Source organism: Dactylosporangium sp. NPDC000521, assembly GCF_042898305.1.
Taxonomy (GTDB): domain Bacteria; phylum Actinomycetota; class Actinomycetes; order Mycobacteriales; family Micromonosporaceae; genus Dactylosporangium.
In genome coordinates, this window is record NZ_JBIAYW010000001.1 from 152,991 (window position 1) to 178,260 (window position 25,270).

Annotated in this window: 22 protein-coding genes; 5 read left to right on the forward strand and 17 right to left on the reverse strand. The window is 73.5% G+C overall.

The features are described 5' to 3' along the window. Positions 1 to 119: 119 nt before the first annotated feature. The 3 genes from ACFY3L_RS00765 to ACFY3L_RS00775 are packed head-to-tail and all read left to right on the forward strand — an operon-like array spanning position 120 to position 1,319. On the forward strand, positions 120 to 488 hold the full coding sequence (locus tag ACFY3L_RS00765; RefSeq protein WP_389316971.1) for a DUF488 domain-containing protein: 369 nt from the start codon (positions 120 to 122) through the stop codon (positions 486 to 488). A gap of 49 nt (positions 489 to 537) precedes the next feature. Continuing rightward, the gene (locus tag ACFY3L_RS00770; RefSeq protein ID WP_389316974.1) at positions 538 to 810 is read left to right on the forward strand and encodes a hypothetical protein; all 273 of its coding nucleotides are present in this window, start codon (positions 538 to 540) and stop codon (positions 808 to 810) included. Then, on the forward strand, positions 810 to 1,319 hold the full coding sequence (locus ACFY3L_RS00775) for a hypothetical protein (protein ID WP_389316977.1): 510 nt from the start codon (positions 810 to 812) through the stop codon (positions 1,317 to 1,319). The genes ACFY3L_RS00770 and ACFY3L_RS00775 overlap by 1 nt, the downstream gene beginning before the upstream one ends. Before the next feature lie 104 nt (positions 1,320 to 1,423). Here the strand turns inward: ACFY3L_RS00775 and ACFY3L_RS00780 are convergent, their stop codons facing one another. After that, entirely contained in the window at positions 1,424 to 1,918 is a 495-nt protein-coding gene (locus ACFY3L_RS00780) for a hypothetical protein (protein WP_389316980.1), read from the reverse strand. 42 nt (positions 1,919 to 1,960) lie between these two features. On the opposite strand from ACFY3L_RS00780, the gene ACFY3L_RS00785 reads away from it, so the two are divergent. Together ACFY3L_RS00785 and ACFY3L_RS00790 are read left to right on the forward strand one after the other, a co-directional pair. Next, positions 1,961 to 2,653, forward strand: a complete 693-nt coding sequence (locus ACFY3L_RS00785) for a hypothetical protein (RefSeq protein WP_389316983.1) — start codon at positions 1,961 to 1,963, stop codon at positions 2,651 to 2,653. A 136-nt stretch (positions 2,654 to 2,789) separates the two neighbouring features. Then, complete coding sequence (locus tag ACFY3L_RS00790) at positions 2,790 to 3,731, forward strand: hypothetical protein (RefSeq protein WP_389316985.1); 942 nt, start codon at positions 2,790 to 2,792, stop codon at positions 3,729 to 3,731. A 428-nt stretch (positions 3,732 to 4,159) separates the two neighbouring features. Here ACFY3L_RS00790 and asnB read toward each other — a convergent pair whose 3' ends face one another. The 16 genes from asnB to ACFY3L_RS00870 form a co-directional block, all read right to left on the reverse strand. Beyond that, positions 4,160 to 6,010 carry an asparagine synthase (glutamine-hydrolyzing) gene (asnB, locus tag ACFY3L_RS00795; RefSeq protein ID WP_389316988.1) on the reverse strand — a complete coding sequence of 617 codons (1,851 nt, stop codon included), beginning with the start codon at positions 6,008 to 6,010 and terminating at the stop codon, positions 4,160 to 4,162. A gap of 241 nt (positions 6,011 to 6,251) precedes the next feature. Next, entirely contained in the window at positions 6,252 to 6,812 is a 561-nt protein-coding gene (locus ACFY3L_RS00800) for a hypothetical protein (protein WP_389316991.1), read from the reverse strand. Further along, positions 6,809 to 7,168 (reverse strand): hypothetical protein, encoded by a 360-nt coding sequence (locus ACFY3L_RS00805; protein WP_389316994.1) that lies wholly within the window; start codon positions 7,166 to 7,168, stop codon positions 6,809 to 6,811. The genes ACFY3L_RS00800 and ACFY3L_RS00805 overlap by 4 nt, the downstream gene beginning before the upstream one ends. After that, the gene (locus tag ACFY3L_RS00810; RefSeq protein ID WP_389316997.1) at positions 7,165 to 8,475 is read right to left on the reverse strand and encodes a class I SAM-dependent methyltransferase; all 1,311 of its coding nucleotides are present in this window, start codon (positions 8,473 to 8,475) and stop codon (positions 7,165 to 7,167) included. Before ACFY3L_RS00810 ends, ACFY3L_RS00805 begins: the two co-directional genes overlap by 4 nt. Beyond that, the gene (locus ACFY3L_RS00815; RefSeq protein WP_389317000.1) at positions 8,472 to 9,755 is read right to left on the reverse strand and encodes a class I SAM-dependent methyltransferase; all 1,284 of its coding nucleotides are present in this window, start codon (positions 9,753 to 9,755) and stop codon (positions 8,472 to 8,474) included. The genes ACFY3L_RS00810 and ACFY3L_RS00815 overlap by 4 nt, the downstream gene beginning before the upstream one ends. Further along, entirely contained in the window at positions 9,752 to 10,504 is a 753-nt protein-coding gene (locus ACFY3L_RS00820) for a DUF1365 domain-containing protein (protein ID WP_389317002.1), read from the reverse strand. The genes ACFY3L_RS00815 and ACFY3L_RS00820 overlap by 4 nt, the downstream gene beginning before the upstream one ends. Then, positions 10,501 to 11,781 (reverse strand): NAD(P)/FAD-dependent oxidoreductase, encoded by a 1,281-nt coding sequence (locus ACFY3L_RS00825; RefSeq protein ID WP_389317005.1) that lies wholly within the window; start codon positions 11,779 to 11,781, stop codon positions 10,501 to 10,503. The genes ACFY3L_RS00820 and ACFY3L_RS00825 overlap by 4 nt, the downstream gene beginning before the upstream one ends. 5 nt (positions 11,782 to 11,786) lie before the next feature. Continuing rightward, positions 11,787 to 13,046: an FAD-dependent oxidoreductase gene (locus tag ACFY3L_RS00830; RefSeq protein WP_389317009.1), complete on the reverse strand. Its 1,260-nt coding sequence runs from the start codon at positions 13,044 to 13,046 to the stop codon at positions 11,787 to 11,789. A gap of 86 nt (positions 13,047 to 13,132) precedes the next feature. Beyond that, positions 13,133 to 13,945, reverse strand: a complete 813-nt coding sequence (locus tag ACFY3L_RS00835) for a hypothetical protein (protein WP_389317012.1) — start codon at positions 13,943 to 13,945, stop codon at positions 13,133 to 13,135. Between the two features lie 3 nt (positions 13,946 to 13,948). Then, positions 13,949 to 15,577 carry a hypothetical protein gene (locus tag ACFY3L_RS00840; protein ID WP_389317015.1) on the reverse strand — a complete coding sequence of 543 codons (1,629 nt, stop codon included), beginning with the start codon at positions 15,575 to 15,577 and terminating at the stop codon, positions 13,949 to 13,951. Next, positions 15,561 to 18,422: a tetratricopeptide repeat protein gene (locus ACFY3L_RS00845; RefSeq protein ID WP_389317018.1), complete on the reverse strand. Its 2,862-nt coding sequence runs from the start codon at positions 18,420 to 18,422 to the stop codon at positions 15,561 to 15,563. The genes ACFY3L_RS00840 and ACFY3L_RS00845 overlap by 17 nt, the downstream gene beginning before the upstream one ends. Beyond that, on the reverse strand, positions 18,419 to 20,893 hold the full coding sequence (locus tag ACFY3L_RS00850) for a hypothetical protein (protein ID WP_389317021.1): 2,475 nt from the start codon (positions 20,891 to 20,893) through the stop codon (positions 18,419 to 18,421). Before ACFY3L_RS00850 ends, ACFY3L_RS00845 begins: the two co-directional genes overlap by 4 nt. Before the next feature lie 155 nt (positions 20,894 to 21,048). Then, positions 21,049 to 21,528, reverse strand: coding sequence for an FHA domain-containing protein (locus ACFY3L_RS00855; RefSeq protein WP_389317024.1), 480 nt, complete (start codon positions 21,526 to 21,528; stop codon positions 21,049 to 21,051). Continuing rightward, positions 21,516 to 22,166, reverse strand: a complete 651-nt coding sequence (locus ACFY3L_RS00860; RefSeq protein WP_389317027.1) for a 4Fe-4S single cluster domain-containing protein — start codon at positions 22,164 to 22,166, stop codon at positions 21,516 to 21,518. Before ACFY3L_RS00860 ends, ACFY3L_RS00855 begins: the two co-directional genes overlap by 13 nt. Next, positions 22,166 to 24,019 carry an AAA family ATPase gene (locus tag ACFY3L_RS00865; RefSeq protein ID WP_389317030.1) on the reverse strand — a complete coding sequence of 618 codons (1,854 nt, stop codon included), beginning with the start codon at positions 24,017 to 24,019 and terminating at the stop codon, positions 22,166 to 22,168. Before ACFY3L_RS00865 ends, ACFY3L_RS00860 begins: the two co-directional genes overlap by 1 nt. Continuing rightward, positions 24,016 to 25,248, reverse strand: coding sequence for a hypothetical protein (locus tag ACFY3L_RS00870; RefSeq protein ID WP_389317033.1), 1,233 nt, complete (start codon positions 25,246 to 25,248; stop codon positions 24,016 to 24,018). The genes ACFY3L_RS00865 and ACFY3L_RS00870 overlap by 4 nt, the downstream gene beginning before the upstream one ends. Between the last annotated feature and the right edge of the window lie 22 nt (positions 25,249 to 25,270).

The following is a 25,270-nucleotide window of genomic DNA, read 5'->3' on the forward strand; positions in this document are numbered from 1 at the left end:
CTGACGGGTTGCCGCGCATCGAGTGCGGCGGTTGCGAGACGATCCCGGTCGCGCCGGCGCATGATGGGAGGACGACGTCCACCGGCTCATTCGACTGCGCTCAGCAGGGGAGTACCGCCATGGCCAAGGACATCATGTACCGCCGGGTCTACGAGGAGTCCTCGCCGGACGACGGCAAGCGGGTGCTCGTGGATCGCGTCTGGCCGCGGGGGATGCGCAAGGCGGACGCGCATCTGGACGAGTGGCTGCGTGACGTCGCCCCCTCCACCGAGCTGCGCCGCTGGTACGGCCACGAGCCCAGCCGTTTCGACGAGTTCCGCCGCCGCTACCTCAACGAACTGCGCGAGCCCGAGCGGCGGCAGGCCGCGGAGCATCTCCGGGACATCGCCGACCACGACAAGGTGACGCTGCTGACCGCCACCCACGACGTCGACCACAGCCAGGCCGCTGTCCTCACCGAGTGGCTGACCAGCCGGCGAGGAGTTTGAGTCGGTCTTCGGACGCGGTGCCGGGTTCGGCGGTGTAGATGATCAGGTTGTGCACGGCTCGGCTGGACAGGGGCAGGTCGAGGTGCATCCCCGCAGTCCCGGCAGGCCGGAGACGCAGGCGGCGCTGCGCGCCTACATTGAGGACATCGTCCGTGATCTCGACCGCACCGGCGTCGGGCAATACAAAATCTGTCCGGACGCGATCTGGACCGCGCGCGGCGATCCTGATCCGGACGAGCGACGGACAGTTCATCACCGCGCTGCGGGAAAGTCGCGGCCGAGCGACCTCCAACGCGCCATGGAAGGCGGAAGGAACCACTGATGCAGGCGGTTGACGTCGTGCGGTCCCTCGCGGACCGGGTCGCCCCGGTGACGATCAGCAGGATCGGCCGGGTCGCCATGACGACCGCCGACGGGGCGATCGAGATGCCCAACACCGTCGTTCTGGTGACCGGGCAGAGCACGTACATCTTGATCCGGTACAGCTCGGATGGCCTGGATTGCGCCTCCGGCTCCGACCTGACGGCCCTGTGGCCGACCGACGACCGCGAGCCGGGCGAGTGGCTGGAGGTCGCGGCCATGCCGGAGGGGCCTCCGCCGTCGGCGTTCCCGGCCACCGTCACGCAGGTGTCGGCCCACATCGGCACCGTGACGTACGAGGACGTCCTCGGCCTGACACTGCGCACCTCGACCGGGGCGGAACTCGTGCTCAGCACGGGCGAGGACCAGCTCGACGTCGTGTCGGCGGACGCGATGCTGCTGTCGGCGCAGAAGGTCGCGGAGTGGGCGAAGATGCGTGTCGAGCAGGTCACCTTCATCCCGGGCCACTGACGACGTCAGGACCCGCCGGGTCGCACAACCGCCGCATGGGCCGTTGCCGGTGCCCGGGGAATGCTCGTGCTGTCCCCGTTGGTCGCGCGACAGAGCGCGACGACTCAGCGGGCTTCTGGCTGCCAGGCTTTCACCCTGGCCGGCGGTGACATCGCGATCGAACGCCACATCTGGATGCGCCACAGGTCGCCCGGTGTGGTTGTTCCGGGCCATCCGCGGTTGACGAAGCCACGGCCGCAGATCGACATGGTGTAGGTGCCGCCCGGCACGTCGAAGGTGACCTCCTCGGCGGCGGATGACTGGTAGTACATGCCGTCCTCGCCGACGGTCAGGCAGCACCGGAAGACTTCCTGCCATGCCGCCTGGTCGTCGGCCGGCGGGCCACTCCACAGTTCGACTCGCAGCGGCATCTCGAAGTTGTTCTGATGCGGTGGGCACACGACGACGGCGTGGTCGTCGCCGGCGATACCTTCGATGAGGGCGGCCTCGAGGTAGGTCATGTAGTCGCCGGACCCGCCTGGGATGCCGACGAGGCAGAACTGCCCATGGTCCATGGTCACGATGCGGTCGTGGACTCGCAGCAGGTTCGCTGTCGTCACGCGTCCACGGTATCTGTCATGCGGTGCGGCAGACTCGACGGCATGGATGCTGCGCAGTGGCTCGCCGCCGTGTTCACTCCGGCGCTGGGACGTGACTCCCTGGCGTACAGTGCCGACGCTGACCTGATCCGCGGGCAACTCGCCGCGCTGCACGCCTGCGACGTCCTCGACGACGCTGCCCACGCCGATGCCCTGGCGCGTCTCGCCGCGGCGGTGCAGGCCGCCGAACGCCGCGCCGGCTTCGACGTCCAGCCGCCGCGCACGCCGCGCCTGGTGCCACCACCGGCCGCGGGGCTGCCCCGCGTGTTCGCCGTCGCCGAGCCGCTCGCCACGGCCGACGGCATGCCGCTCGTCCTGACCAGCGTCGAGCTGTGGCCGACCCGGATCGACCTGTTCATCGCCGGCATCCCGACCGCCGAGGCCGAGCAGCACCGCCGCGAGCAGGACGCGAAGTTGCAGGAGTGGGCCGCCGCGCGAGCAACCGGCCACAGCGGCGAGGGCGTCCTGAGCCCACCGATGCCCCGCGGCCACCGCCTGTTCGACGTCGACATCCGCGTCCGCGACGACGTCGGGACCACCTACCGGACGACGGGCGGCAGCTCAGGCGGCAGCGGCACCGACTGGCGCGTCCACCGCCACTACGAACCGTCCGTGCCGCCCGCCGCCACCCAGCTCGCCATCGAGGCCGCCGACCGCCACGGACACGTCGTGGGGAGCCTCGAAGTCCTCCTCTGAACACACCGCAGCGCGTGACGACGCCGTCGGCAACGGGACGGTCGTCTGGACGCCGTCGTGCATCGGCGTGGGCGTAGGAGATCCGTTGTCCGGACGGCGCCGTGCGGTGCGGCAGTGATGCCGTACCGTCGCCGCCGTGTACTTCGTTCATCGCTCCGGCTACGACGGTCCGTTGAGCAAGCGTGTGGTCCGGTTGCCCGACTCGACGGTGCTCGGCTGGTTCCAGCGGGTCTGGAACCGCCCTGAACCACGCGAATGGATCAAGGCCGAATTGGGCCTGGTGTACGGCTTCGGCACGATCTTCGAGGCGGTACATGATCACGGCCTGCCGTGTCCGGGCACGACGGACGAGCTGCGGGCGCTGCTGCACGAGCACCTCTACGTCGAGGGCGACGCAGCGGATTTCATCCGTCTCGACGAGCACAGTCTGCGGGTCCGGACCGACGACGACGAGACCGACCTCGCCTACTACTTCTTCGATGATGAGATCGTCGCCGCCGCGCAGGACCGGCTGGCGTACCTTGTGCACGAGGCCTGGCCGTTGCCGGCGGACGTCGACGAGTCGGTGCACCCAGACGTGGTCCACACGTACGCGGTGTTCATCAGCTCCTTCGACCGGGAGTTCCTGGACGGGGTGAAGCCTGCGGTGCTGGCCCACGCCGGGCTGCCACGGGCAGCCAGCCACCTACGCTTCGCGGACCCGCGGATGCATCCGGACTGGCCGGACGAGCTGCTGGTCCTGAGGGCGCTCGTGGCGCCTGACGACGTGGCGATCGACTCGGCGCTGCAGCGCTGCAACCGGTGGCCTGAATTTCATCTCGACGGAACGCCGCCGGACCTGCCGGCCGAGCACGCGGACGCGCACGCCCAGGCGATGCGGTTGCTCGCCCGCAGTGGCCCGAAGACTTCGCTGCTGCGCGTCGGCGATCACCTGGCGCAGTTCGCGCTGCACTACGACGAGACGTTCGGGTATCAGCAGTGGTTCCTGTTCGACACCGTGTGGGCAGCGAGCCATCCAGCACTCGCTCGGTCATTGACGCACGCCGCCGAGCACTGGGACCCGTTCGCGGACCGATGACGAGTTGTACCCGGCGGCCGTCGGCGCGGTCGCTGCTCGGCCAGCAGCCGGGTGGTCGGCAGGCGGCGCAGCGTGCGGATCGGCACGAGCGTGGCGAGCACGGTGAGCAGCACGCCCGCCGCGGCCGCGACCCCCGCGGCGGCGTACGCGCTGCCCGGCAGGGCGCCGATCAGCAGCCACAGTTCAGCCCGGCGGTGACCATTCGGGCGCTCGTACCGTCCGTGCGTCATGGCGTGCGCAGGTCGGGTCTGAATCGGCAGAGCGGCATCTTGCCCGTCGACCGGAGCGGTGATCGCGGCGTCATGCGTGGGGCGGCAGGCCAGCACGAAGGCGTTGCTGCTCACGGGGCGAGGGCGGTGGCGTGCTGATGGACGACGTCGCCGGTGCGCTGGTACCGCGGGAGTATTGCCGAATTTGTCATGCCTCGATCAGGTGAGCGCCAGCCGGACCGGGTAGCGGCGCAGCCACAGGTTGAGGCCGAGCAGCAGCTCGACCGAGCGCCGGCTCATTCCGAACCCGCTCTCCTCCAGCGGAGCGGCCAGCGTCTCCCGGACTCGCGGCGGGTTGATCAGCTCCGCGATCGGTGCCTGCGGGTCGTCGACGACATCGAGCAGCGACTGGCGCAACGTCCGTTCGTACACCGGATCCTGCGTCGACGGGTACGGGCTCTTCCGCCGGCGCAGCACCGACTCGGGCAGCAGGTCGGCGACGGCGGCGCGCAGCACGCTCTTCTCCCGGCCGTCGAATGCCTTCATCGACCACGGCGTGTTGTAGACGTACTCCACCAGCCGGTGGTCGCAGTATGGCACTCGGACCTCCAGCCCGTGCGCCATGCTCATCCGGTCCTTGCGGTCCAGCAGGATCTGCAGGAACCGGGTCAGGTGCAGGTAGGAGATCTCGCGCATCCGGTGCTCGGCCGGCGACTCGTCGGGCAGGTGATCGACCTCGGCCAGGGCCTGCCGGTAGGCGGCGTCCCGGTACCCGTGCAGATCCAGCGCGCGCTCCAACTCCGGGACGAACAGCCCCTGTGTGCTGCCCGGTCGATCCGGCAGCGCGGTCAGCCAGGGGAACCCGTTGGCGTTGACCGCGGTGGGGTCGTGGAACCAGCGATACCCGCCGAACACCTCGTCCGCCGACTCGCCGGACAACGCGACGGTCGAGTGCTCCCGCACCGCGCGGAAGAGCAAGAACAAGGAGGTGTACAGGTCGCCGAGGCCGGTCGGGATGTCGTTGGCGACCAAGACCTCCGTGCGGTACAACGAATCCGTCAACTCGCCGCTGTTCAACACGATGTCGGCGTGCTGGGAGCCGACGTGCTTCGCGACCTCGTGGACGTAGGGCGTGTCCGGCTCCGGCCGCATCGCGTCCGGGTGGAAGTGCTCAGTCTGCCCGACGAAGTCGACCGCGAACGAGCGCACCGGCCCGAGCCCCTGTTCCCGCAGTCCGAGAGCGGCGAGCGCGGTGACCGCCGATGAGTCGAGCCCACCGGACAGCAGGGTGCACAGCGGTACATCCGCTATCAACTGCCGACGAATGATGTCTTCCAGCAGGTCTCGCACGGTGTGTACGGTCGTGTCGAGGTCGTCCGGATGTGGCCGCGCCGACAGCCCCCAGTAGCGGCGCGTCCGAGTCCCGTCCCGGTCGACGACAACAACGTGGCCCGGCCGGACCTCGTGCACCCCGCGATAGACGCCATGCCCAGGCGTCTTCACCAGCGCCAGCAGCTCCCGCAGCCCGTCAAGGTCCACCTCGGCCGCCACGTCCGGATGGGCCAGAATGCTCTTCGGCTCCGAGGCGAAGAGCACCCCGTCCGGCGTCGGATGGAAGCACAGCGGCTTCACCCCCATCCGGTCCCGGACCAGCAACAGGCGCTGCTGGCGGCCGTCCCACACCCCGAATGCGTACATGCCGTTGAGCCGTTCGGCGAAATCCTCGCCCCACTCGAGGTAGGCGTGGAGCACGACCTCGGTGTCGGAGTCGGTCCGGAAGTCGTGTCCGAGCGCGCGCAGCTCCGCGCGCAGCTCCCGGTAGTTGTAGACCTCCCCGCTGTAGGTGAGGGCGACGGCCGGCTGCCGGTCCTCTTCGGCGAGCATGGGCTGGACGCCGCCCGCCAGGTCGATCACGGCCAGCCGGCGATGGCCGAAGCCGCAGTGCTGATCGAGCCAAAGCCCTTCGGCATCGGGTCCGCGGAGCGCGGCGGTGGCCGTCATGGCCCGGAGCGCCGACTGCTCATGGACAAGATTCCGGTTGTACGCGACCCACCCGACAATTCCGCACATTGTTGGCCGGTACCCATCCAGCGCCGGGCACAATCGCCCGCAACGCCTGACTTGCGACGCGCGGCGCGGGCCGGGCCAGGCCGGCCGTGGTCCAGCGGGTGCCCCGGCGATGGCAGGCCGCCAGACGGCCGGTGTACGTGGTGTCGCTGTTCAGGATGAAGGGCTCCGCCGTGCCCTTGTCGGTCAGGCCCGGCGGCTCGTCGTTCAGCGCGGCGTATCTCGCACACCGGCTCAACCGGGGTCACTGTCCGGCCCGGCCCTGGCGCAGCGACTGCTGCCAGGCCGGGATGACGGTGCTGGGAAGGGCGCCGGTGATGCCGAGGTCGTGGCGGGCGGCCCGGTAGTACTCGGCTCTGGCGAGGCCGAACTCGCGTCTGGCCGGCGGCCAACCGGCGGGGTCGGTGAGGCGGCCGCGAGCGAAGCACTCCAGGTGCCAGACCGCCTGGTGCCAGCGGCGGGCAGCGGCGACGGTGGCTGGATTGCCGAGCAGGAGGACCGCCTCGAACCTGGCCGCCCGCTGCGCCTCGGCGGCCGCCAGCGCGGCGCCGGCGTCCGGCGGCCGGTCCGGCTGGGCCGGGTGGTCGCCGTAGCCGTGGTGGGACGCGACGCTCAGCACGACGCGGTACATGTCGCGCACGGCGAGCCCGTAGTCCGCGTAGACGCGCATGCGCTCGGCGTCCCAGCGGACGGCCTCGTCACGGCGCCACCGGGTCCGCTCCGCGAAGGCCGACAACACAAAGGACAGCAGCGCGCCAACGACGACGCCGGCAAGGGCGGGGGTCTGCTCCAGCAGTGCGTTCACGTGCGTTCCCCGGCATGCGGCGGCCAGATGTCCGCGGCCCAGTCGGCGGCGGCGGCGATCAGCTGGTCCAGGGACGTGTAGCGGTAGCCGACGAGGCGCGGCGCGGCGCGGTCCGGTGATGCGGTCGCGACCGTGAAGCCCGACACGGTCGCGAAGTGGATGTGCCCGTCGGCGAGCCAAACCAGCTGCAACTGCACCGCGGGAAAAGGCTCGTGCGGATCGGGCACGGCCCGCAGCCAGCCCTCGGCGTCGGCGACGCCGGGCAGCTTGGCAACCATGTCGGAGAGCATCCCGGTCGGGATCCAGCTGCCCATGCCGGGGTGCTCCGGCCACGGCGGAAACTCCAGCTCGCTCATGACCGTGGGTCCGTCTCCGCGGCCGCGGCAGGCCGCACGGCGAGGATCTGGTCGACGCCCATCCGGCCCTCCTCGAAGGCACGGGCTCCGCCGGCGAGGTAGAGTCGCCACACCCGGGCCCGTTGCACGCCGACGAGGTCGACGGCCGCCGGCCAGTGGCGCTCCAGGTTCGCGGCCCAGTGCCGGATCGTGCGGGCGTAGTGCTCGCGCATCGCTTGCATGCCGCGGACCTCGAGACCGGCCGCTTCCAGCAGTGCGATCGTCGCGCCGACCGGGCGCATGTGCATGTCGGGGGCGATGTAGGCCTCGATGAAGGCGCCGCCGCCCGGCCGGTGGCGTCCCCGCGACATCTGCTGCACCAGCAGCCGCCCGCCCGGCCGCAGGAGGTGGTGGAGGCGGGCCGCGAACGCCGGGTATTCGTCCGCGCCGACGTGCTCGCCCATCTCGATCGCGGCGACGGCGTCGTAGCCGCCGCCGGCCAGGTCACGGTGGTCCTGGAGCCGCAACTCGACGAGGTCGGTCAGGCCGGCGGCGGCGATCCGCGCGGACACGAACGCGTGCTGCTGCCGTGAGATGGTGACCGCGGTGACGCGGGCACCGTGGTTTCGCGCGGCGTGGCAGGCGAGGGCGCCCCATCCACAGCCGACGTCGAGCAGCCGCGCGCCCGGCCGCAGGTCCAGCTTGCGGCAGATCAGGTCGAGCTTCGCCACCTGAGCCCCGGCGAGATCCTGGCCGCCGCCGATCGCGTGGGTGTTCGCAGCGTCACCCGCATCGGGCCACCAGGCGCATGAATAGGCCATCGACGGGTCGAGTACCAGCTCGTAGAAGTCGTTGGACAGGTCGTAGTGGAACGCGATCACCGCCTGGTCCCGGCGCCTGCTGTGCCGGCTGCCGGTCAGGGTCGCCTGCACCGCCGGCGCCGGCGGACGGCCTCCGGCAAGGCCCAGGCGGAGGACCATTGCGGCGCCGCCCAGCGCGACCCGGACCCGGGTGCGGCGGGGCGCGCGGCGCAGCCGGGCGAGCATCTCCCGCAGGCGGCGCAGCGCCTCATCCAGGTCACCGTCGACGTCGATCTCACCGGCGACGTACGCCTGCGCGAGACCGAGCTCGCCGGGGTGCCAGAGCAGGCGGCGCACCAGCGCCCTGTCGCGGAGCACCAGGACCGGGCCGTCCGCGGGGCCCGCCTCGCTGCCGTCCCAGGCCCGCAGCCGCACCGCTGCCGGCTCCCCGGTCGCGGCGTGGACCAGGCCGAGAAGGCGGTCGGCGACGCCTGCCCGGCTCCCGGCCGCCGTGGGCAGCGCGGTCATGACGCACGGTCCAGCAGGAGGTGCTCCACGTCCAGGTGCCCGCTGGCGAACCCGGCCTCGGAATACGCGAGGTACAGGCGCCAGGTCCGCCGGAACGCCGCGTCCAGGCCGAGCGCCGCGACCTCATCGGCGCGCCGGTCGAAGCGCTGCCGCCACAGGCGCAATGTGGCCGCGTAGTGCGGGCCGAACGCGGCGACCCGGTGAACGCGCAGCCGAGTGTGTTCGCGACAGGTGTCCTCGATCGCCCGTACCGATGGGATGACGCCACCGGGGAAGATGTATCTGCGGATCCAGGTGTCCTTCGCGCGGGTCGACAGCATGTCCTCGTGCCGCATGGTGATGGTCTGCAGCGCGATCCGGCCGCCGGGTGCGAGGAGCCGGTCCAGCGTGGTGAAGTAGTCCGGCCAGTACTCGTGGCCGACCCCTTCGAGCATCTCGGCGCTGACGATCGCGTCGTACCCGTCGGGGTGCTCCGGCCGGATGGCGCGGTAGTCGCACAGCTCGATTTTGACCCGGTGCGCGACGCCGGCCGCGGCGGCCCGCTGCCTGGCGGCCTCGTGCTGGTTGACCGACAGCGTGACGGTGTGTACGTCGGCGCCGCGACGGGCGGCGGCGACCGCGAGGGCGCCCCAGCCGGTCCCGGTCTCCAGCACCCGGGTGCCGGGCCCGACCCCGGCCAGGTCGAGGAGCCGGTCGATCTTGCGGTGCTGCGCGACGGCGAGCAGCGACTCGTCGGCGTGTGGCCGGCCGTCCTCGTCGGTCGTGAAGATCGCCGCGGAGTAGGTCATGGTCTCGTCGAGGAACAAGGCGAACAGCTCGTCGGAGAGGTCGTAGTGGTGGCGGGTGTGGCGCACCGCGGCCGGTGGCGTGTTGCGGTCGTCGGGGGACCGGCGCCGGTCGGCCTGGAAGCGGGTCAGCCACAGCAGGGGCCTCGGGGCGATCGCGGTCAGGTGCCGGGCCACCGCGCTGAGCAGCGCGGTCAGGTTGTCGGCGTCCCACTCGCCGGCCTGAAACGACTCGGCGAACCCGATCGGCCCGAGCGCGCCGAAGCGGTGGTACAACGCCTCCGGCCGGTGCAGGCGCATGAGCGGCGCGGCCGGGTCGGTGCTGCCGACGACCCGCCCGCCTGGCAGCGCGACCCGCACGCCGAGCCGCCGTGCCATCGGCGCGACCGTCAGCCTGGTGAGGCGGGCCCGTACCGGTGCCCGGGGGATCGTCTGCGGCGGCCGCCACCACGCGGCGGTTTCCGGAGCGAGCGGCCGGGCCTGTCGGACGTTCATGGTTTCTCCTCGTGGGTTCGGGATGCGCGGTAGTGCGAGGCGGCGGGTTGGGGCTGGTGCGGGTGGACCGGCAGGCCACGTAGGTACAGGCGGACACCGTGGAAGCGGATGCCGGCGCTCACCGCGAGTGTCACCAGCGGATGGCGGGCGGCGAGGCGCAGCAGCGCGCCGGTCGTCGCCTGCCGTCGCCGGCCGGTGAGGCTCGCGACGAACACGGTGCCGCCCTCCCGGTGGAGCGTGACGCCGACGGCGAGCCGCTCGCCGGGCGCCGGGACCCGGATGCGGTACGAGCCGTCGACGGGGAAGAACGGCGACACGGGGAAGTCCTTGTCCACCTTGGCCCGCGGCCGCCCGTCGGGGCGCAGCAGATAGCGGTGCCGCCCGCCGTACGTGTTGTGGACCTCGGCGACGACACCCGCCGGTGTGCCGTCCGCGTGGTCGCACCAGTAGAGCGTCAGTGGGTTGAAGACGTGCCCGAAGACGCGGGCGTGTGCCAGCATGCGGATCCGCCCGCCGCGCAGCTCGATGCCGTGAGATGCCAGGTACTCCTCGACCCCGGCGCGGATCGTGCCGCCGGTGCCGGCGTGGTCCTCGGTGCGGAACTCGGCGAGCCGGCGCAGCCACCACGGCAGGGCCGGCAGGTCGTCGAGGTCGACCAGCCACAGGTAGGTCCGGTGCCGGAAGCCGTAGCGGACCGGGGCCAGCCGCTGGTGGCGCACCTGGCACAGGTAGAGGTCGGCGCCGGTCACCACCGGGCACCCCAGTGCGCCGCCGCCGCGGCCCCGGCACGGCACCCGTCCTCGTGGAAGCCCCAGCCGTGATACGCGCCGGCGAAGGCGACCACGCCCCGGTTGAGGTCCGGCAGGTGCCGCTGCGCCTCGACCGCCCGCCGCGTGTAGATCGGGTGCCGGTACCGCATCCGGGCGACGACCCGGTCGGGCGCGACGGTGTCGCCGCCGTTGAGGGTGACGACCACCGGCGTTGTGGTCGGCAGCGACTGCAGCAGGTTCATGCTGTAGCTGATGCGCACGCCGCCGGTCTCCGGGCGGCAGGCCGGCTGGGTGTAGTTCCAGCCGGCCCGCAGCGCGGCGCGGACCGGCAGGACCGACCCGTCGGTGTGCAGCACCGCCTCGTTGGTGGCGTAGCTGAACTCGCCCAGCAGCACCCGCTCCCGCATGCGCGGCCGGTCCAGCACGCGCAGCGCCTGGTCGGCGTGCGTGGCCATGACGACCCCGTCGAAGTCGCGGGTGTCGTCGGCAGCGTCCCGGACGGTCACCCCGTCGGTGTGGCGGTGCACGGCCCGGACCGCGACGCCCGCGCGGACCGCGCCGAGCTTCGCGGCGACGGCCCGCACGTAGGTGCGCGACCCTCCCGTCACGGTCCGCCAGCCGGGCGACCGGCGGACCTGGAGCATGGTGTGATTGGCCAGGAACGCGAAGAGGTACCGGGCCGGGTAGTCGGCCGCCGCCTGCGGTCCGCAGCTCCACACCGCGGACACGAGAGGCGCGACGAAGTGTTCGGTGAAGAACCGCGTGTGCCGCGTGCCGGCCAGGAACTCCCCGAGTGTCGGCTCCGGCGCGCCCGTCCTCGTGGTGTCGGCGAGCAGCCGCCGCGCCCGCCGGTAGAACACCGGCACCTGCGCCAGCATCGACAGGTAGCGCCCGTCGAGCCGGTGCCCCCGCGGCGGTGTGAGCCCGAGCGGTCCGCGGGATCCGGCGTACTCGAGCCCGCAACCGCCGCACCGCACCGACATGCTCATCGCCGCGGGCTGAGTCGCGACGCCGAGCTCGGCGAAGAGGCGACCGAGGAGTGGGTACGTGTGCTCGTTGTGGACGATGAAGCCGGAGTCCACGGGCAGCGTCCCGTCGGCGGTGACGACGTCGTGCGTGTGCGCGTGGCCGCCGAGCCGGTCGTCGGCCTCGTACAGGGTGACGTCCGCGACGCGTTGCAACAGGTAGGCGGCGGTGAGCCCGGACACCCCGGCACCCACCACCGCGATGCGGCGGCGACCGGACATGGACGGCATCCGGCTCACCCGACCCTGCTGGGCGGGGCGGTCGTCAGCCCGTAGGCGGCGCGGACGCGGCGGCAGGTGTCCAAGGCCACCCGGGCCGCGCCCTCGCCGGAGTCGACGGGGTAGCTGTTGCGCAGGTACGAGCCGGCGAAGAACAGTCCTGGCACGGTTTGCGTCAGCATCGTCTCCGGGCGCAGGTAGGTGGCGGACCAGACGGCCTCCCGCGCCAGCTGGTTCGTGCGGACACGCACGCTGCGCAACGGGTACCGCAGCCCGAGGTACTCCCGGACCTTGCCGAGCACGAAGTCGTCGGCGCTGCTGGCCGCCCTGGTCACCAGCACCAGGCACCGCTGGTGGCTGGACTGGAGCACGATGTTGATGCCGTCGCGGCAGTACATTGCCGGGCCGGTCACAGCGAGGGCGGGCTCGGCCGGGTCGAGCTCGACGGTGAACGCCTTACAGTGGGTGTGGCTGAGCGGTCGCACCGCGGACGGCAGGCGCGACGCCCTCAGCAGCGGGAGCACATCCGGGACGAAGGCGGCGACGACGACCGCGTCGAAGCGCTCGGTGCCTGTCCCTTTGCCCGGACCGCTGCGGGCGTCGTAGCTGACCGCGATCCCGTCCGGCAGCGGCGTCAGGGCGGTCACCGTCGTGCGGTTGCGCAGCTTGACGCCCCGGCCGGTCAGGTGCCGCACCCACGGGTCCACCAGATGGTGCTGGGTCGGCCCGTCGAAGGCGAACGCGGTCCGCGAGCGCAGGAGGCTCGTCGCCATGCGCAGCAACGCGAACCGGGAGAAGTTCCGCAGCGGCCCGTACCGATTCGCGTTGGCGCCCGGGTACAGTTCGGCGACCAGCGGGGTCCTCGGCCGCAGCCGGATCATCCGCAGCCGCTGCCCGAGCGGGACCTCCTTGGCGAACACCTGGTACAGGTGGGAGACCTCGATCCAGCCGCGCGCGTGGGCGTAACTGAAGCGGCGCAACCGGCGCAGGTGCGCGTGGACGCTCAGGCCGTCCGGGCCGGGGATGCGGCGCAGGGTGTCGAAAAGGGCGTGGTAGTCGTCGAGGAAGATGCGGGGGCAGTGCTCGCCGTCGGCGTCGGTGTTGGCGCGGCCGCCGAAGACGTCGTCGCGCTCGAGGACGGTCACCTCGACGCCTTCGTGTTCGGTGAGGTGAAACGCACAGCTCAGGCCGGAGATTCCGGATCCGATGACGCAGACTCGCACGCTCGCCTCCTGCTGGGTTGACCGGCCGGTCGGGCTGGCCGTGGACACCCGCATGGAAGCGGTGGCGGAGGTGGTGGCGGAAGCGGGACGGTGCGGTCCGGACGGGACCCGGACAGGCCCGTACAGGGGCCGTCGTGCGGTCAGGTGCCTTTGCGCAGGTGAGCGGTGATGTCGAGGCCGACGACCGGGTCGAGGCCCACGAGGAGCCGCGGCAGCCGGGCGGCATGCAGGTCGAACGCCGACTCCACCAGGTCGGCCCGGTAGGCGACGGCGGCCCGGCCGCGGTGCCAGCCGGCCACGGCCAGCACGGCCGCGACGCCGAGGAACGGCCACCACGCGGCGCCGAGGGCGCCGAACGGCACGGCCCACGCCGCGAGCTCGGCGCTGCGGTCCCAGCCGGACTTGGCGGCGCGCAGCTCGGCCCGGGCGGGCTCCGGCAGCGCCAGCCACAGCCGCGGCCAGACGGTCACGACGTCCAGCCCGTACGCGGTGCCGATCCGCTGCTCGATCGCGCTCCAGCGGTCGCCCATCCAGGTGGGACGGCACGGCCGGGCGAGCGCTATCGCGGCCCGCCGGCGCATCGCGTCGGCGACCGCCTCGGGTCCGTCCGGGCCGCCGGGATCGATGTCGCGGACCCGCTGGTCGGCGCGGTCCCAGCGGGCGCGGCGGTGCGCGGTGAGCGGCCCGCCGCCGACCGGCCAGCGGCCGAGCCAGATGCCCTCGACGGCGGGCGCGAGCAGCGGCGTCAGCAGGCCGGCCGCGGTCCACGCCAGCATCAGCGCGGCGGTGGCGAGGACCGGGCCGGTCCAGCCGGGACCCGGGTCGAACGCCAGGCGGCGCGGATCGTGCCCCGGCGCGACCGCGACGAGCCCGCCCGCCACCCACAGCGCGCCCAGCGGGCCGAGTGCCCGCCGCCACCGGTCCGGCCGTGCCGTGCGCTCGTCGCCGGTCACGGGCTACCGCAGCGTCCGCGGCATGGCCGTGCCCCGCACCAGGCAGCGCGGGACTGCGCCGCTGGGCTGCCGCCGGGTCTCCCGGCCGCATGGGCGCGACAGCGGGCAGACGAACACCTCGCCGGCGACCGGGGTGCCGCCGCCGAGTCCGGTGAGGCCGTGCCGGACGTCCTCGTCCTCGGCGGCCAGCAGCCTGAGGAGCGCGGCGTAGTCGGCCGTGATGTCCTGGCCGAGTCTTGCCCGCACCACCAGGTCGTCGACGACGGGGAGCAGGTCGCGCCGGCGGGCGGCGTCCCGCAGCGCCGGCAGATTCGCGCAGAACTGGGAGACCAGATCGGCGCCGGTGTCGCGCCGGGCACCGGCGGTCCGGCCGGTCACCACATTCCTGGGCGCGGTGGTCCCGGTTGCGCCAGTCGCGTCGTTCAGGTCGTGCAGGTCGCCGCCGGTCTCGCCGTCGAGGAAGGCCGCGGCTGCCCGGGCGGCCAGCCGCAGGTACCACTCCCGGTGCGTTGGCGCGGTTGTCGGGCGGGCCAGGAACATCAGCGCGCAGGCCGACAGGGACAGCAGGGACTGCTGCCGCCACTCGTCGACGAGGTTGTAGTCGCGGATCCAGGCGAGCTGCACGTCCCGCAGCCGGTCGGCGAATTCCGGCAGCCACCGCGGCAGCAGGTCCCGCCCGTCGGTGCCGCGGCCGACGAGAAGGTCCAGCAGCAGCTCGCGTTGCTGGTCGCTGCGCTCGTCCATCGTGCGGTCCAGCACCGTCAGCATGAGCTGGACCGGGTCGCGGGTCAGGGGCGCCCGCGGCTCGTACCGGGAGAGATCGATGAGGTGGTGGTCCTCAGGGTTGAACGCGGTGCTGACCAGGATGTTCTCCGGGTGCAGGTCGCCGTGTGCGGGGCCGACCACCACCTGCACCGGGCCGAGATTCGCGGTCAGCGCGGGGTCCACGGCCAGGGCGAAGGGGTTGGGCAGCCGGCGCGGTTCGCCGGGCAGCTCCAGCCACCGCTCGGGCCAGCCGGCCGCCTCCCGGTGCAGCGGCTGGCCCGGATCGAGGCGGTGCAGCAGGTGCCGGCGCAGCACCTCGGCGACGGGCATCGGCTCCAGCTTGGGTTCGCCGGCCCAGCCGGCGAGCAGCCCGCGCACGACCGCCGCGCAGATGGCGGCGAAGCTGTCCCGGTCGCAGGCCGTCACCAGGCGGCGGTCGACTCCGGTCACCTTCGCCTGCGGCACGCCGGCGAGCAGCGCCGACAGCACCCGGTGGTCGAGGAAGCTGCCGCCGACGACCTCCTGGAAGGTGATCCAGGATCCGTCCCCGACCCGGATCGGCTCGCCGAACGGCGCGCTGAGGTGTGCCTTGGCGTAGTCCGGCGCGTCGGCGAGCGCGTCCTTGTGCCGGGCGAACTCGGCCAGGTCCAGATGCCCGCTGTCCGCGACGTCGTGCTTGAGCATCAGCTTGCGCGCCGGGCCCGTGCCGACCTGGAAGACGGCGGCGACGTTCGCGGTGGAGCGGCCGTTGACGAACCAGCCTGCGTAGCGGTACTCGAGCCCCCGCAAGGCGGCCGACTCGGCCAGCGCGGTCGCGGCGGCCGGGCCCAGCTTGTCGGCGAGCCGTGGGTCAATCCAAGTTTGCATGCGGTCGTGCTCCTCGATGATCCGCCGGGCGGCTCCGGCCGGCCGGTCGTTGGCGCAGTGCGTCGAGATCAGCCCGGTTGGCGGCGGTGTCCCGGTGCCGCGGGCCGAGCACCCGGCGCCGACCGTCCAGTGCGATCCTGAGCTCTTCCTCCGCCGCCTGGTACACGCCGCGGCGGGCCAGGATCTGCCCGAGCCGGTGCCGGGTCGCGAGGGTGGCCGGGTGCTCGTCGCCGAGGGTGCGCCGCCGCGCGTCCAGCAGCGACCGGACCGCGGTCTCCGCCTCGTCGAGCTCGCCCAGGTCGGCCCGGACGTCGATGAGCGCGTGCAGGCTGGTGAGCGTGCGCGGGTGCTCACCGCCGAGGACCCGCCGGCTGACCTCGACGAGCTCGGTCAGACCGTCGGCGGCGGCCCGCAGGTCGCCGCGGTCGCGGGCGAGCAAAGCCAGGTGGTAGCGGGTGACGAGCGCCGCCGGGTGCTCCGCGCCGAGGATCCGCCGCTGCGCGGTGAACACCGCGTCAAGCTCCGATCCGGCGAGGTCGTGGCGGCCGCGGGCACGCAGCACGTCGGCGGCGACGTTGCGGGTCGTCAGCGTGTCCGGGTGGTCCTCGCCGAGGACCTTCCGGCGCAGCCGTAGCGTGTCGCTGAGGAGCCCTTCGGCACGGCCGAGCTCGCCCCGGTCGCGTAGGACGCGGGCCAGGTAGTGCTGGGTCGTCAGCGTGTCCGGGTCCTCCGGGCCGAGCACCCGCACCCGCGCCGCGTGGACGGCGCGCAGCTCGCGGACCGCGGTGTCGAGCCGGCCGAGGTCGTACTGGACCCGGCCGTGCTCGTGGGCGACGCCGAGGACCTGCGGGTGCTCGGCATCGAACACCTGCTGCCCGATCCGCAGCATCCGCTCCTGCGCGGCGGCGGCGCGCCGCAGCTGTCCGGTGGCCCGCAGGAAGCGGGTCGCCTGGATGGCCGGCGCCAGCAGGTCCGGTGGCACGTCCCGAGCGTGGATCTTGTACTCCTGGACGAGGCTGAGTGGGCTCTGGCAGTGCTCGGCGAGCACCTGCCAGCGCTCCCACGACGTCAGGTCGCGCGGGTCGAGGGCAGCCGTCACCCGGTCCAGCAGCCGCGCCAGCAGCGCCAGGTACCGGTGGACGTCGGCCCGCAGGTCGGGCTGGTGGCGGGAGGTCTCCCGCACGAGCGGGTGGATGGCGAGCGCGGTGGCGAGTGCGGGGTCGGTGGACTCGGTGTGGACCACCTCGACCAGCCCGAGGCCGTGCAGCGCGCGCAGCGCCTCCCACAGTTGATACCGGTCCGCGTGCGGAAACAGCGCCGAGTCGGCCAGCAGCTTCGGCACCAGCAGCAGCCCGTGCGGTACCGGCCCGGGCTCGAAGCAGGCCAGCAGGCGCAGCAACGCCCGGGCGTGCGGCACGCCCCGCTCGCCGAGCAGCTCGAGCGACGGCTCCCAGGCACGACCGATCAGGTCGCGGGCGCGCCGGTCCGCGGTGCCGGCGGCCTCCGACGGATGGGTGAACAGCTCCTCGTGGCGCCCCTCGGCGAGCGCGTCGGCGAACGCGCGGAACGTCTGGACGGGCCGCGGACCGGCCAGCGCGGGCGGGATCCGGCCGGCCTGCGACAGGAACTGCCCGGCGAGGCGCAGCGCGAGCGGCAGGCCGCCGAGCCGTTCGGCGAGGTCCTCTGCGTCCTGCCGGCTGCCGACGGCGGGTCCGGCAAGCTCGGTGAGGACCAGTCCACCGTCCTGTTCGGACAGTGGGCCGACCGGCACCAGCCGCAGCCACGGCGGCGGCGGGTCGCCCCAGGTGACGGCTCGGCCGTCGCGGGTCGTGAGCAGCACCATGCCGTGCCGGCCCTCGATCGGCCGCAGCCAGCCGGTGCCGTCGGTGAGCTCGCTGCCCGGCAGGGCGAGTCCGCCGCGCGGGTCGTCGACGTTGTCGATGATCAGCAGCCACGGCTCGGGGTGCTCGGCCAGCAGCCGCCACAGCAGGTCCGGGGAGCTGCCCGTGCTCAGCTGGTCGGGGCTCGCGCCCAGCTCGGCGGCGAGGGCGAGCATGCCGGCCCAGACGGACTCGGCGCCGCCGGCGAACACCCACCAGGTCCTGACGCTGCGGGCCAGTGCCTCCTTGGCGACGGCCAGGGCGATCGTGGTCTTGCCGCTGCCGCCGAGCCCGTGCAGCACGTAGGCGGGGCGCGGGACATCGACGCCGCCGGCCTGTCCGGGGATGTCGGGCCCGTCGGTGCTGTCGGGGTCGGTGGCGCTGAGCCCGGCCACCAGCTGCGCGACGAACTCGTCACGGCCGCGAAGGGTCGGCTCCACCGCGAGCCGGCCCACCGGCGGGCGGGTCGAGACCAGCGCCGTGCGCCGGAAGCGGCCCGGCCCGTCCGCCTCGGCCGGCGGCTCGGCCCGCTGTCGCGGGACGTACGCCGGCGACGAGGTCCCGCCGGGACTGCCGTCCGACGGGTGCGAGAGCCGGGTCCCGACGGGCGGATCGGCGTCGGCGGGCCATGCGCCGCCGGCACCATCGCCGGCACCATCGCCGGGGCCGGGCTGGTGTCCGGGCTGGTGTCCGGGGCGGACCCGTCGCAGCGCGTCCTCCCACTGGGCGACCGTGGACTCGTCGGTGATGCCGCACGCCGCCAGGAGCCGCCGGAGGATGTCCGGCGGATTGCGGCCCGGCAGGTGCTTGCCGCCGAAGTAGCCGCCGACGGTGCTGACCGGCAGTCCGGTCGCCGCCGCCACCTCCCGCACCGTGAGACCCGCGGCCCGCCGGGCCAGGACGAGCTGGTGGGTGAACTGCTGACGGCTGACGATGGCGGCGGGGGAGTCGGTGGTCTGCTTCACGGCGCCCCGCCCTGCGAGGTCGTCGACCGCGCCGGTGGCGCCCCGGTGGGCACCGCGGTGCCCGGCATCGGCGCGTGCTGCAGCATCAGGACGGTCAGGGCGAGCAGCCCGCCGGAGACCAGGAGCCGGGCCGGCCAGGGCGCGGGCTGCGGCTGGTACCTCGTGCTGGACTGCCCGGCGAAGGCCCTGAAGAGGATCACCGCGGCGCCGATGATGACCGCGACCAACAGCGGAGAGGTCGCGGTGAGCCCGGCCGCGACGGGGACGAGCGTGCCGACGGCGAGGTGCAGCACGTACGCCACCATGACCAGCCGCCCGGTCACCGCCGCGCCGATGCGGACGAGTCGCGGCCCGGTCCCCGTCCCCGTCGTCTTGCGGGCGAGGTTGAGGCAGACCAGGACGACCGCCGCGACGCCCAGTAGGCCAGCCCACCGTGCCGCCTCCGGCACCAGGTCGGCGATCCAGGCGGCCAGCGGGTCGGCCGCGCCGGTGACCGCGGCGGGCACGTGCGGCTGCAGCCGGTACACCCCGGTCCAGATCAGGTCGGACAGCTGGGGCATGTCACCGGGCCAGCTGGACAGCATCGGCCGCACGCTGAGCGCCTCCACGACGGCCAGCAGGACCACCACGAGCCACGGCGCGGTGTGCTGCCCGGCCCGGCCGTCCAGCCGGGACAGGACCCGGCCGACCGAGGACGGCACCGCGAAGCCCGCCGAGGGGTCGCGCCGGGCGGCGCGGCGCGCGGCGGACAGCGCCCGCTGGTAGTCCCGCGCGAACGGGCGCAGCGCGCCGGCGACGATGACTGCGGCGAGCCCGTCGGCGGCAGCCGGATCGGCTCGCATGGCGGCCCGGCGGCGCAGGCGCCACCACGGCTCGGCAGGACCCCTGGTGATGAAGAGCCGCCGGCGGCGCTGCACGACCGCCTCGACCCCGGTCGCCAGCAGGATCGCGTCCGCGCACAGGTCCCGCTCGACGGCGTCGGTCAGCACCCGGCCGGCCGGGCCCAGCCTCGCCGCCTGCTCCGCGTCGTTGTCGCCGAACTCGGCGGGCAGCGACGCCAGGCTGTTGGCCGCGATCGTGACCGCGCGCGGCAGCCGCCGGCCGAGTTCGGCGAGGACCTGGCACCTGTCGTTGCCGGCGGAGGCGCCGGCGGAGCAGCCGGGGTGCTCGCACCGGTGCCGGGCGGCGTAGGGCAGCACACCGTGGCGGACGATCTCGACGAGCAGCTGATGGCGGGCCGGGTCGCCGGCGAGCGCCCGGAGCCGGTCGACGGTGACCGGCTGCCCGCGGTAGCGCGGCGGGTATTCAGCGAGGTACGTGGCGGCGAACGCGACCACCGCGACGTGGGCCGCGATGCGGTTGCCGGCCCGGTCGCCGGCGATGTCGGCCAGCAGCCCCCGGTCGAACCGGTTGTCGGCGACGTCGTCGGCGAGCCAGTCGCGCAGCCTGGCCGCCCCGGCGCCGCTGAGCCACTCGGCCGCCTCCTCGCTCGCGTCGAGCATCGCGGCGGCGAGCGCCTGGGGGTCGCGGAACGGGGTGCTGGCGAACGTGATGGGCGCGCTGACGACGGACGTGGTGCGGCGGCGCACCGGGATCTTCCGGCCGGCGAGCCAGCCGCGGACCTCGGCGCCCCCCCACCGGTCGTCCGGGCGGCGGGTGAGGAGCCCGGCGACGAGGTCCTGCCAGGCGTCCGGCAGCTCCGCCACGTCGGGCTCGTCGAGGACCAGCGCGACCCGCATGGTGTCCTCGGTGAGGTCGGAGCCGTATACGAGGTGCCCGGTGAGCAGCTGGAAGCAGATCACGCCGAGGCTCCAGTACGGGCCGCGCGGGTCGTTGAGGCCGGCCAGGGCCTCCGGCGACATGTACGCGGCCTTCGCCATGAAGTCACCGAACCGTTCGCTGGCGCCGGTGCTGCGTACCCCACCGAGATCACCGAGCACGAGCTGCGGCTGCGGGCCGTCGGAGCGGACCAGCACGTTGCCCGGCGACAGGTCGGTCTGGCGCCGCTTGACGATGGTCTCCCAGAAGTCGAGCGCGTCGACGAGCTCTGCCAGGACCGCCCGCAGCCGCGGCTCGGGGAGGCGCAGCCCGTCGGGTGCCTCGCGGCGGACGAGGTCGGTGAGCGAGCCCTGCGGGAAGTACTCCATCGCCTCCCAGCCGACCCCGATGCCGTCGGCGGTGTGCGCGACGCCGTAGCCGAAGAGCCGGGGCAGGTAGCGGTGCAGCGCGGGGTTGTCGAGGCGTCGGCGGAGCCCGTCGTCGAACGGGTCGCCCGGGCGGTACACCTTCAACGCGACCGGCACGGCGAGGTTGTCGACGGCGTGGGCGTACCAGACGGTGGCCTCGCCGCCGCTGCCAAGCTGATGCCCGATGACGTAGCGGTCCAGCAGTTCCTGGGGGACGAACTGCCCAGCACCGGTGGTGGTGGCAGTGTCCCGCCCGATCCGGGGACCGGGCTGCAGACGGGTCACGGCCGGGCCGTCGTCACCGGCCGGCCGGGGGGTCGGAGCCCTCTGGATTCTGGTCGCTCCCGGCTGGAGCTCGGTCCGCGGTGCGGCGGACGGTCCGCGCCGGGTCTGCTGCTGCAGGCGGGTCGGCGGGTCGTTCAGCGGCGCTTCCTCTGGTGTCACGTCGGTTCTCCGTACTCGTTGAGCTGCACGATCTGACATGGCACGTCGAGTCCGAGCCGCAGCTGCTGACCGGGCTTCAGGGCCGTCGGCGTCTCGGTGCCGACCGGCACGCCGTCCACGAAGGTGCCGTTGGCGGAGTGCAGGTCCAGGATGTGGAGCTGCCCGTCCTGCCAGAGCAGGCGGGCGTGGACGCGGGAGACCTGGTCGAACGCGTCGATGCCGCCGCCACGGAACGACGGGGCCGATCGGCCGATCTCCAGGCCGGTGCCGGGGATGTCGACCATCTGACCCCAGGGACAGTCGAGCGCGAGACCGGACGGCGGCGCCTCCGGCTCGGGCCGGGGCTCGGGCTCGCGCCCGGGCGGGGGCTCGATCTGCTCGCGGACGAGCGGGACGAGGTCGACACGGCACTGGCCCGGGCGGTCGCGGCGGACCGTGCAGTCCGGGACCGGGCACACCCACGTCACGGCCGCCATGACGGCCGCCCGAGCTTGACGCCGGCGGTCCGGACGGACTGTTCCATCCGGACGAGGTCGCCGGTCCTGGGCACCCCGACGTAGGACACGGTGTGCTCGTCGACGACGACCTGGATGGGTGGCCGGTCCGGCCGGTGCGTCATGAACCTGGCGTAACGCTGCCGGCCGAGGTCGCTGGTCAGGTGCAGCCGCTGGTTCGCCGAACCGCGCCAGATCAGGGTGGTCGGCTCCGCCACCCGGAACGGACCGGTGATGACCGCGTCCACCAGGCCGAGGCCGCCCGGGACGAGCGCCTCGAAGTCCTCCAGCTCCCGGCCCGTGTAGACGAGCACGTCGGCCGGGTCGGCGCCGGGCGGCACCGCGGCGGACCGCACCGCGCGCAGCAGGGCCAGCAGCGCCTCCGGCTGCTCGGTCGGCTCACCGCCGCTGACCGTGAGGCCTGTCGCGCCGCGGGTCGAGGCCGCCGCCCACACGTCGCCGAACCACGCGTCGGGGACCTCGCGGCCGCCGTCGGCGGTCCAGGTGTCCCGCGACATGCAGCCGGGGCAGGCGATCGGGCAGCCCTGGAACCACACGCCGAGACGCCGGCCGGGCCCGAGGGCCGTCACCGGGAAGAAGGATCGCGCCACCCTGGCCATCAGCCGACCTCCACGTGCCACTCATCGTCGATGCCGACGATCGACGTCAGCGTGATGACGGACCCGGGCAGCGGCGCCTTCTCGAAGATCCAGCGGCCGAGCGGGTTGACGACCACCGTCTCGACCACGGTGCCGATGCCGCGGCCGCCGTCGGCGAGCCGCTCCACGACGATGTCGTTGAGTTTCGTCTCGACCTCCGGCGAGACTTCCAGGCGCAGGTCGTGGACCCGCTCGACACGGTCGGCGACCGACCGCAGCGCCTTGGCGACGATGCGGGGCGCGACGTGGGGACGGATGTAGTCGAGCACCACGTAGCTGTCGCCGAAGCGGTTGCGCAGCTCCGGGCGGCCGAGCGTCTGGTTGAAGAACGTCGTGAAGGCGTCGCGCAGCAGCCGCTCCACCTGCGCCGGCTGGGTGTGGTAGCTGACGGCCGGGGGTCCGCCCGGCGGGGTGCCCGGTGCGCCCGGGGACGTGCCCTGCTGCCCGCTCACGCCGAGGTTGGAGGTGAAGACGAGGAAGCACTCGGTGAAGTAGACGGTCGCGCCGCGGCCGTCGGTGAGCCGGCCGTCCTCGAGGATCTGCAGGAACAGGTCGAAGATTCTCGGGTGTGCCTTGTCGATCTCGTCGAAGAGCAGGACGCAGACGGGGTTGGCGCGCACGGCGTTGGTGAGCTCCCCGCCGGCCGCGTAGCCGACGTAGCCGGGCGGTGCGCCGATGAGCCGCTGATGGGCCTCGTCGGCGCGGAACTCGCTCATGTCGAAGCGCAGCGGCTCCGCACCAGCGCCCAGGACCAGGCTCGCGATCGCCTTCGCCAGCTCGGTCTTGCCGACGCCGGTCGGCCCGGCGAGGAACAGCACGCCCCGCGGCCGGCTCGGGGAGCTGGACACGTGGGCGCCGTTGAGACCGACCGCGGAGCGGATCAGGATGTCGACGGCCTTGCGCACCGCCCGCTCCTGCCCGACGACGCGCTCGTTGAGGTACGCCTCGGCGGTGCCGATCTTCTCCCGGAGCCGGTCCGCAGACCACGGATCGTCGGTGATGCCGACCTGCAGGAGCCGGGCGGCGTCGGCGTACCGCTCGGCCGGCATGCCGCGGTCGCGGGCGAGGCGGCCGCAGGCGACCAGGTCGCGGACCGTCATGCCGTGCGTCACCTCGGCCATCGCCCGCGCCCGGCCCGCCCGTTCGTCGTCGGAGGCGTCGGTGAAGAGCGTGGCGGCCGCGGCCGCCCGCACGTCCAGGGTCGGGCGGGGGACCGGCACGACCCGTAGCGCGCGGCTGCCGATGGCGAACGCGGGGTGCAGTTCCTCCTGCCGCTCGCAGACCCAGACCGTGGTGTTGTACGGCGCCATCGCGGTCCTCGGCCCGGCCCCGCGGGTCGGTACGGCCTGGTGGCCCAGCGCCTCGGCCCGGCCCAGCAGCGCCCGGTCGGCCGGGTCGAGCATGCCGTCCGCCGGCGCGAGCCGGGCAGTGTACGGCAGGACCAGCGCGACCGGTGCCTCCCGGTTCTGCACCACCCGGACCAGCAGCTCGCTGATCGCGGCGGGGGTCTCGTAGGTGGCCTGCAGCAGCGGGGTGATCCACGACGGCGGGTCGTCATCGACGGCGCGCGCGTCAAGCTTCGCGGTGACCGGGTCGAGCAGCAGCATCGCCGAGTAGCCGCGGGCGAGTATGACCCGCCAGAGCATCTCGGCCAGGTCGACGAGGTCGATCTCGACGCCGTCCCCGGTCGGGGTGGCCACCGGGTACAGGTCGCGGACATTGCCGCTGAGCAGGATCTGCGGGTGCAGGGGCAGCGACAGGTCGATCTCTCGGGCCCAGGCCGGCATCGCCGCGTCGTGTTCCAGCGACTTCACGCCGACCTCCCGCTCGTGCGCTGACCGGCCTGCCGCTGCCGTTCGTGCTCAGCCGCCCGCCGTCGCTGCTCCTGCTCCTGCGCCTGTTGCTGGGCGTCGATCTGGGCCTGGGTCTGCTGTGCCGGCCAGTGCCGCGCCGGCATCGTCGGGACCTGCGCCCGCGGCGGGCGGCGCAGCACAGCGCGCAGCTGCACGCCGCCGGTGGCGACCACCTCCTCGACACGGGCGAGGTCGGCGCAGACGAGCTGCTGGGCGCGCTGGTCACCACCGTCGTCGACGTCGTCGCGACGCACGATGGTCGTCAGGATCTGGTCGCGGTGCTCATCGACGGTGACGCGGACGCCGTAGCCCGGCGCGTTCGTCGACGTCAGCAGCCGCACGTCCCGTCCGTCGGCGAGCATGTCCTCGAACGACTCGCCGACCTCGTACCCCTGCGCCCGCAGCGCCGAGAGGACCTGCTCGGCGACCTCGGTCCGGGACCGGCGGCGGCGTTCACCGGCGGCGGCCTGCTCGATCACCGGCCGTAGCCCGGCCAGGTCCCGGTCGTCGGTCGCGGCCAGCCGCTCGCGTAGCTCCGTCCGCTCCTGCTGGCCCAGCTCCCCCGTCAGGCACAACAGCTCGGCGCGCAGCTGCTCGGCGGCCTCCCGGTCGCGGCGGCCCCGGATCGACGTCGTCACCCGCGACTCGAGATCGGTCAGCGCGCGGCGGGCGTGCGCGACGTCCATCCCGGCCACCCGCCCGGCCAGGTCGGTCAGCGTGGACAGGTCGTCCTCGGCGCAGCGCGGGGCCTCGGTCTCGACCAGCTCCACGGCGGCGCCGGCGAGCCTGGTCACCATGGCGGCCTGCTCCTTCGCCCGCGCCTCGGCCAGCGCGGCGCTGAGCGACGGCTCCTGCGGCAGCTCCGTCACCGCAGCCGGCAGCGCCGCCCAGCGCGCCGCCCGCTCCTGCGCGCGCCGCGAGGTCGCGTTGTCGAGCCGCTCCTGCAGGGCGTCGAGGCCGGAGCGGGCCTCCGTCACCACGATGCTCAGCTGCGCCGATGTCGCGTCCTGTGGCACGTCAGCGATGCGCGGCAGCTCGGCGCGGATGCCCTGGGACGCCAGTGCGGCGTGGAGCCGGCTCAGCGACCGGCTCCGGGCACGCAGACGCTCCAGCTCGGCGCGGAGCTCCGCCTGCCGCTGCAGCTCCCGTTCGCGCTCGTACGCCCAGTCGTATGACGTTCCGGAACTCAACGCGGCACCCCCGAGCATGTGG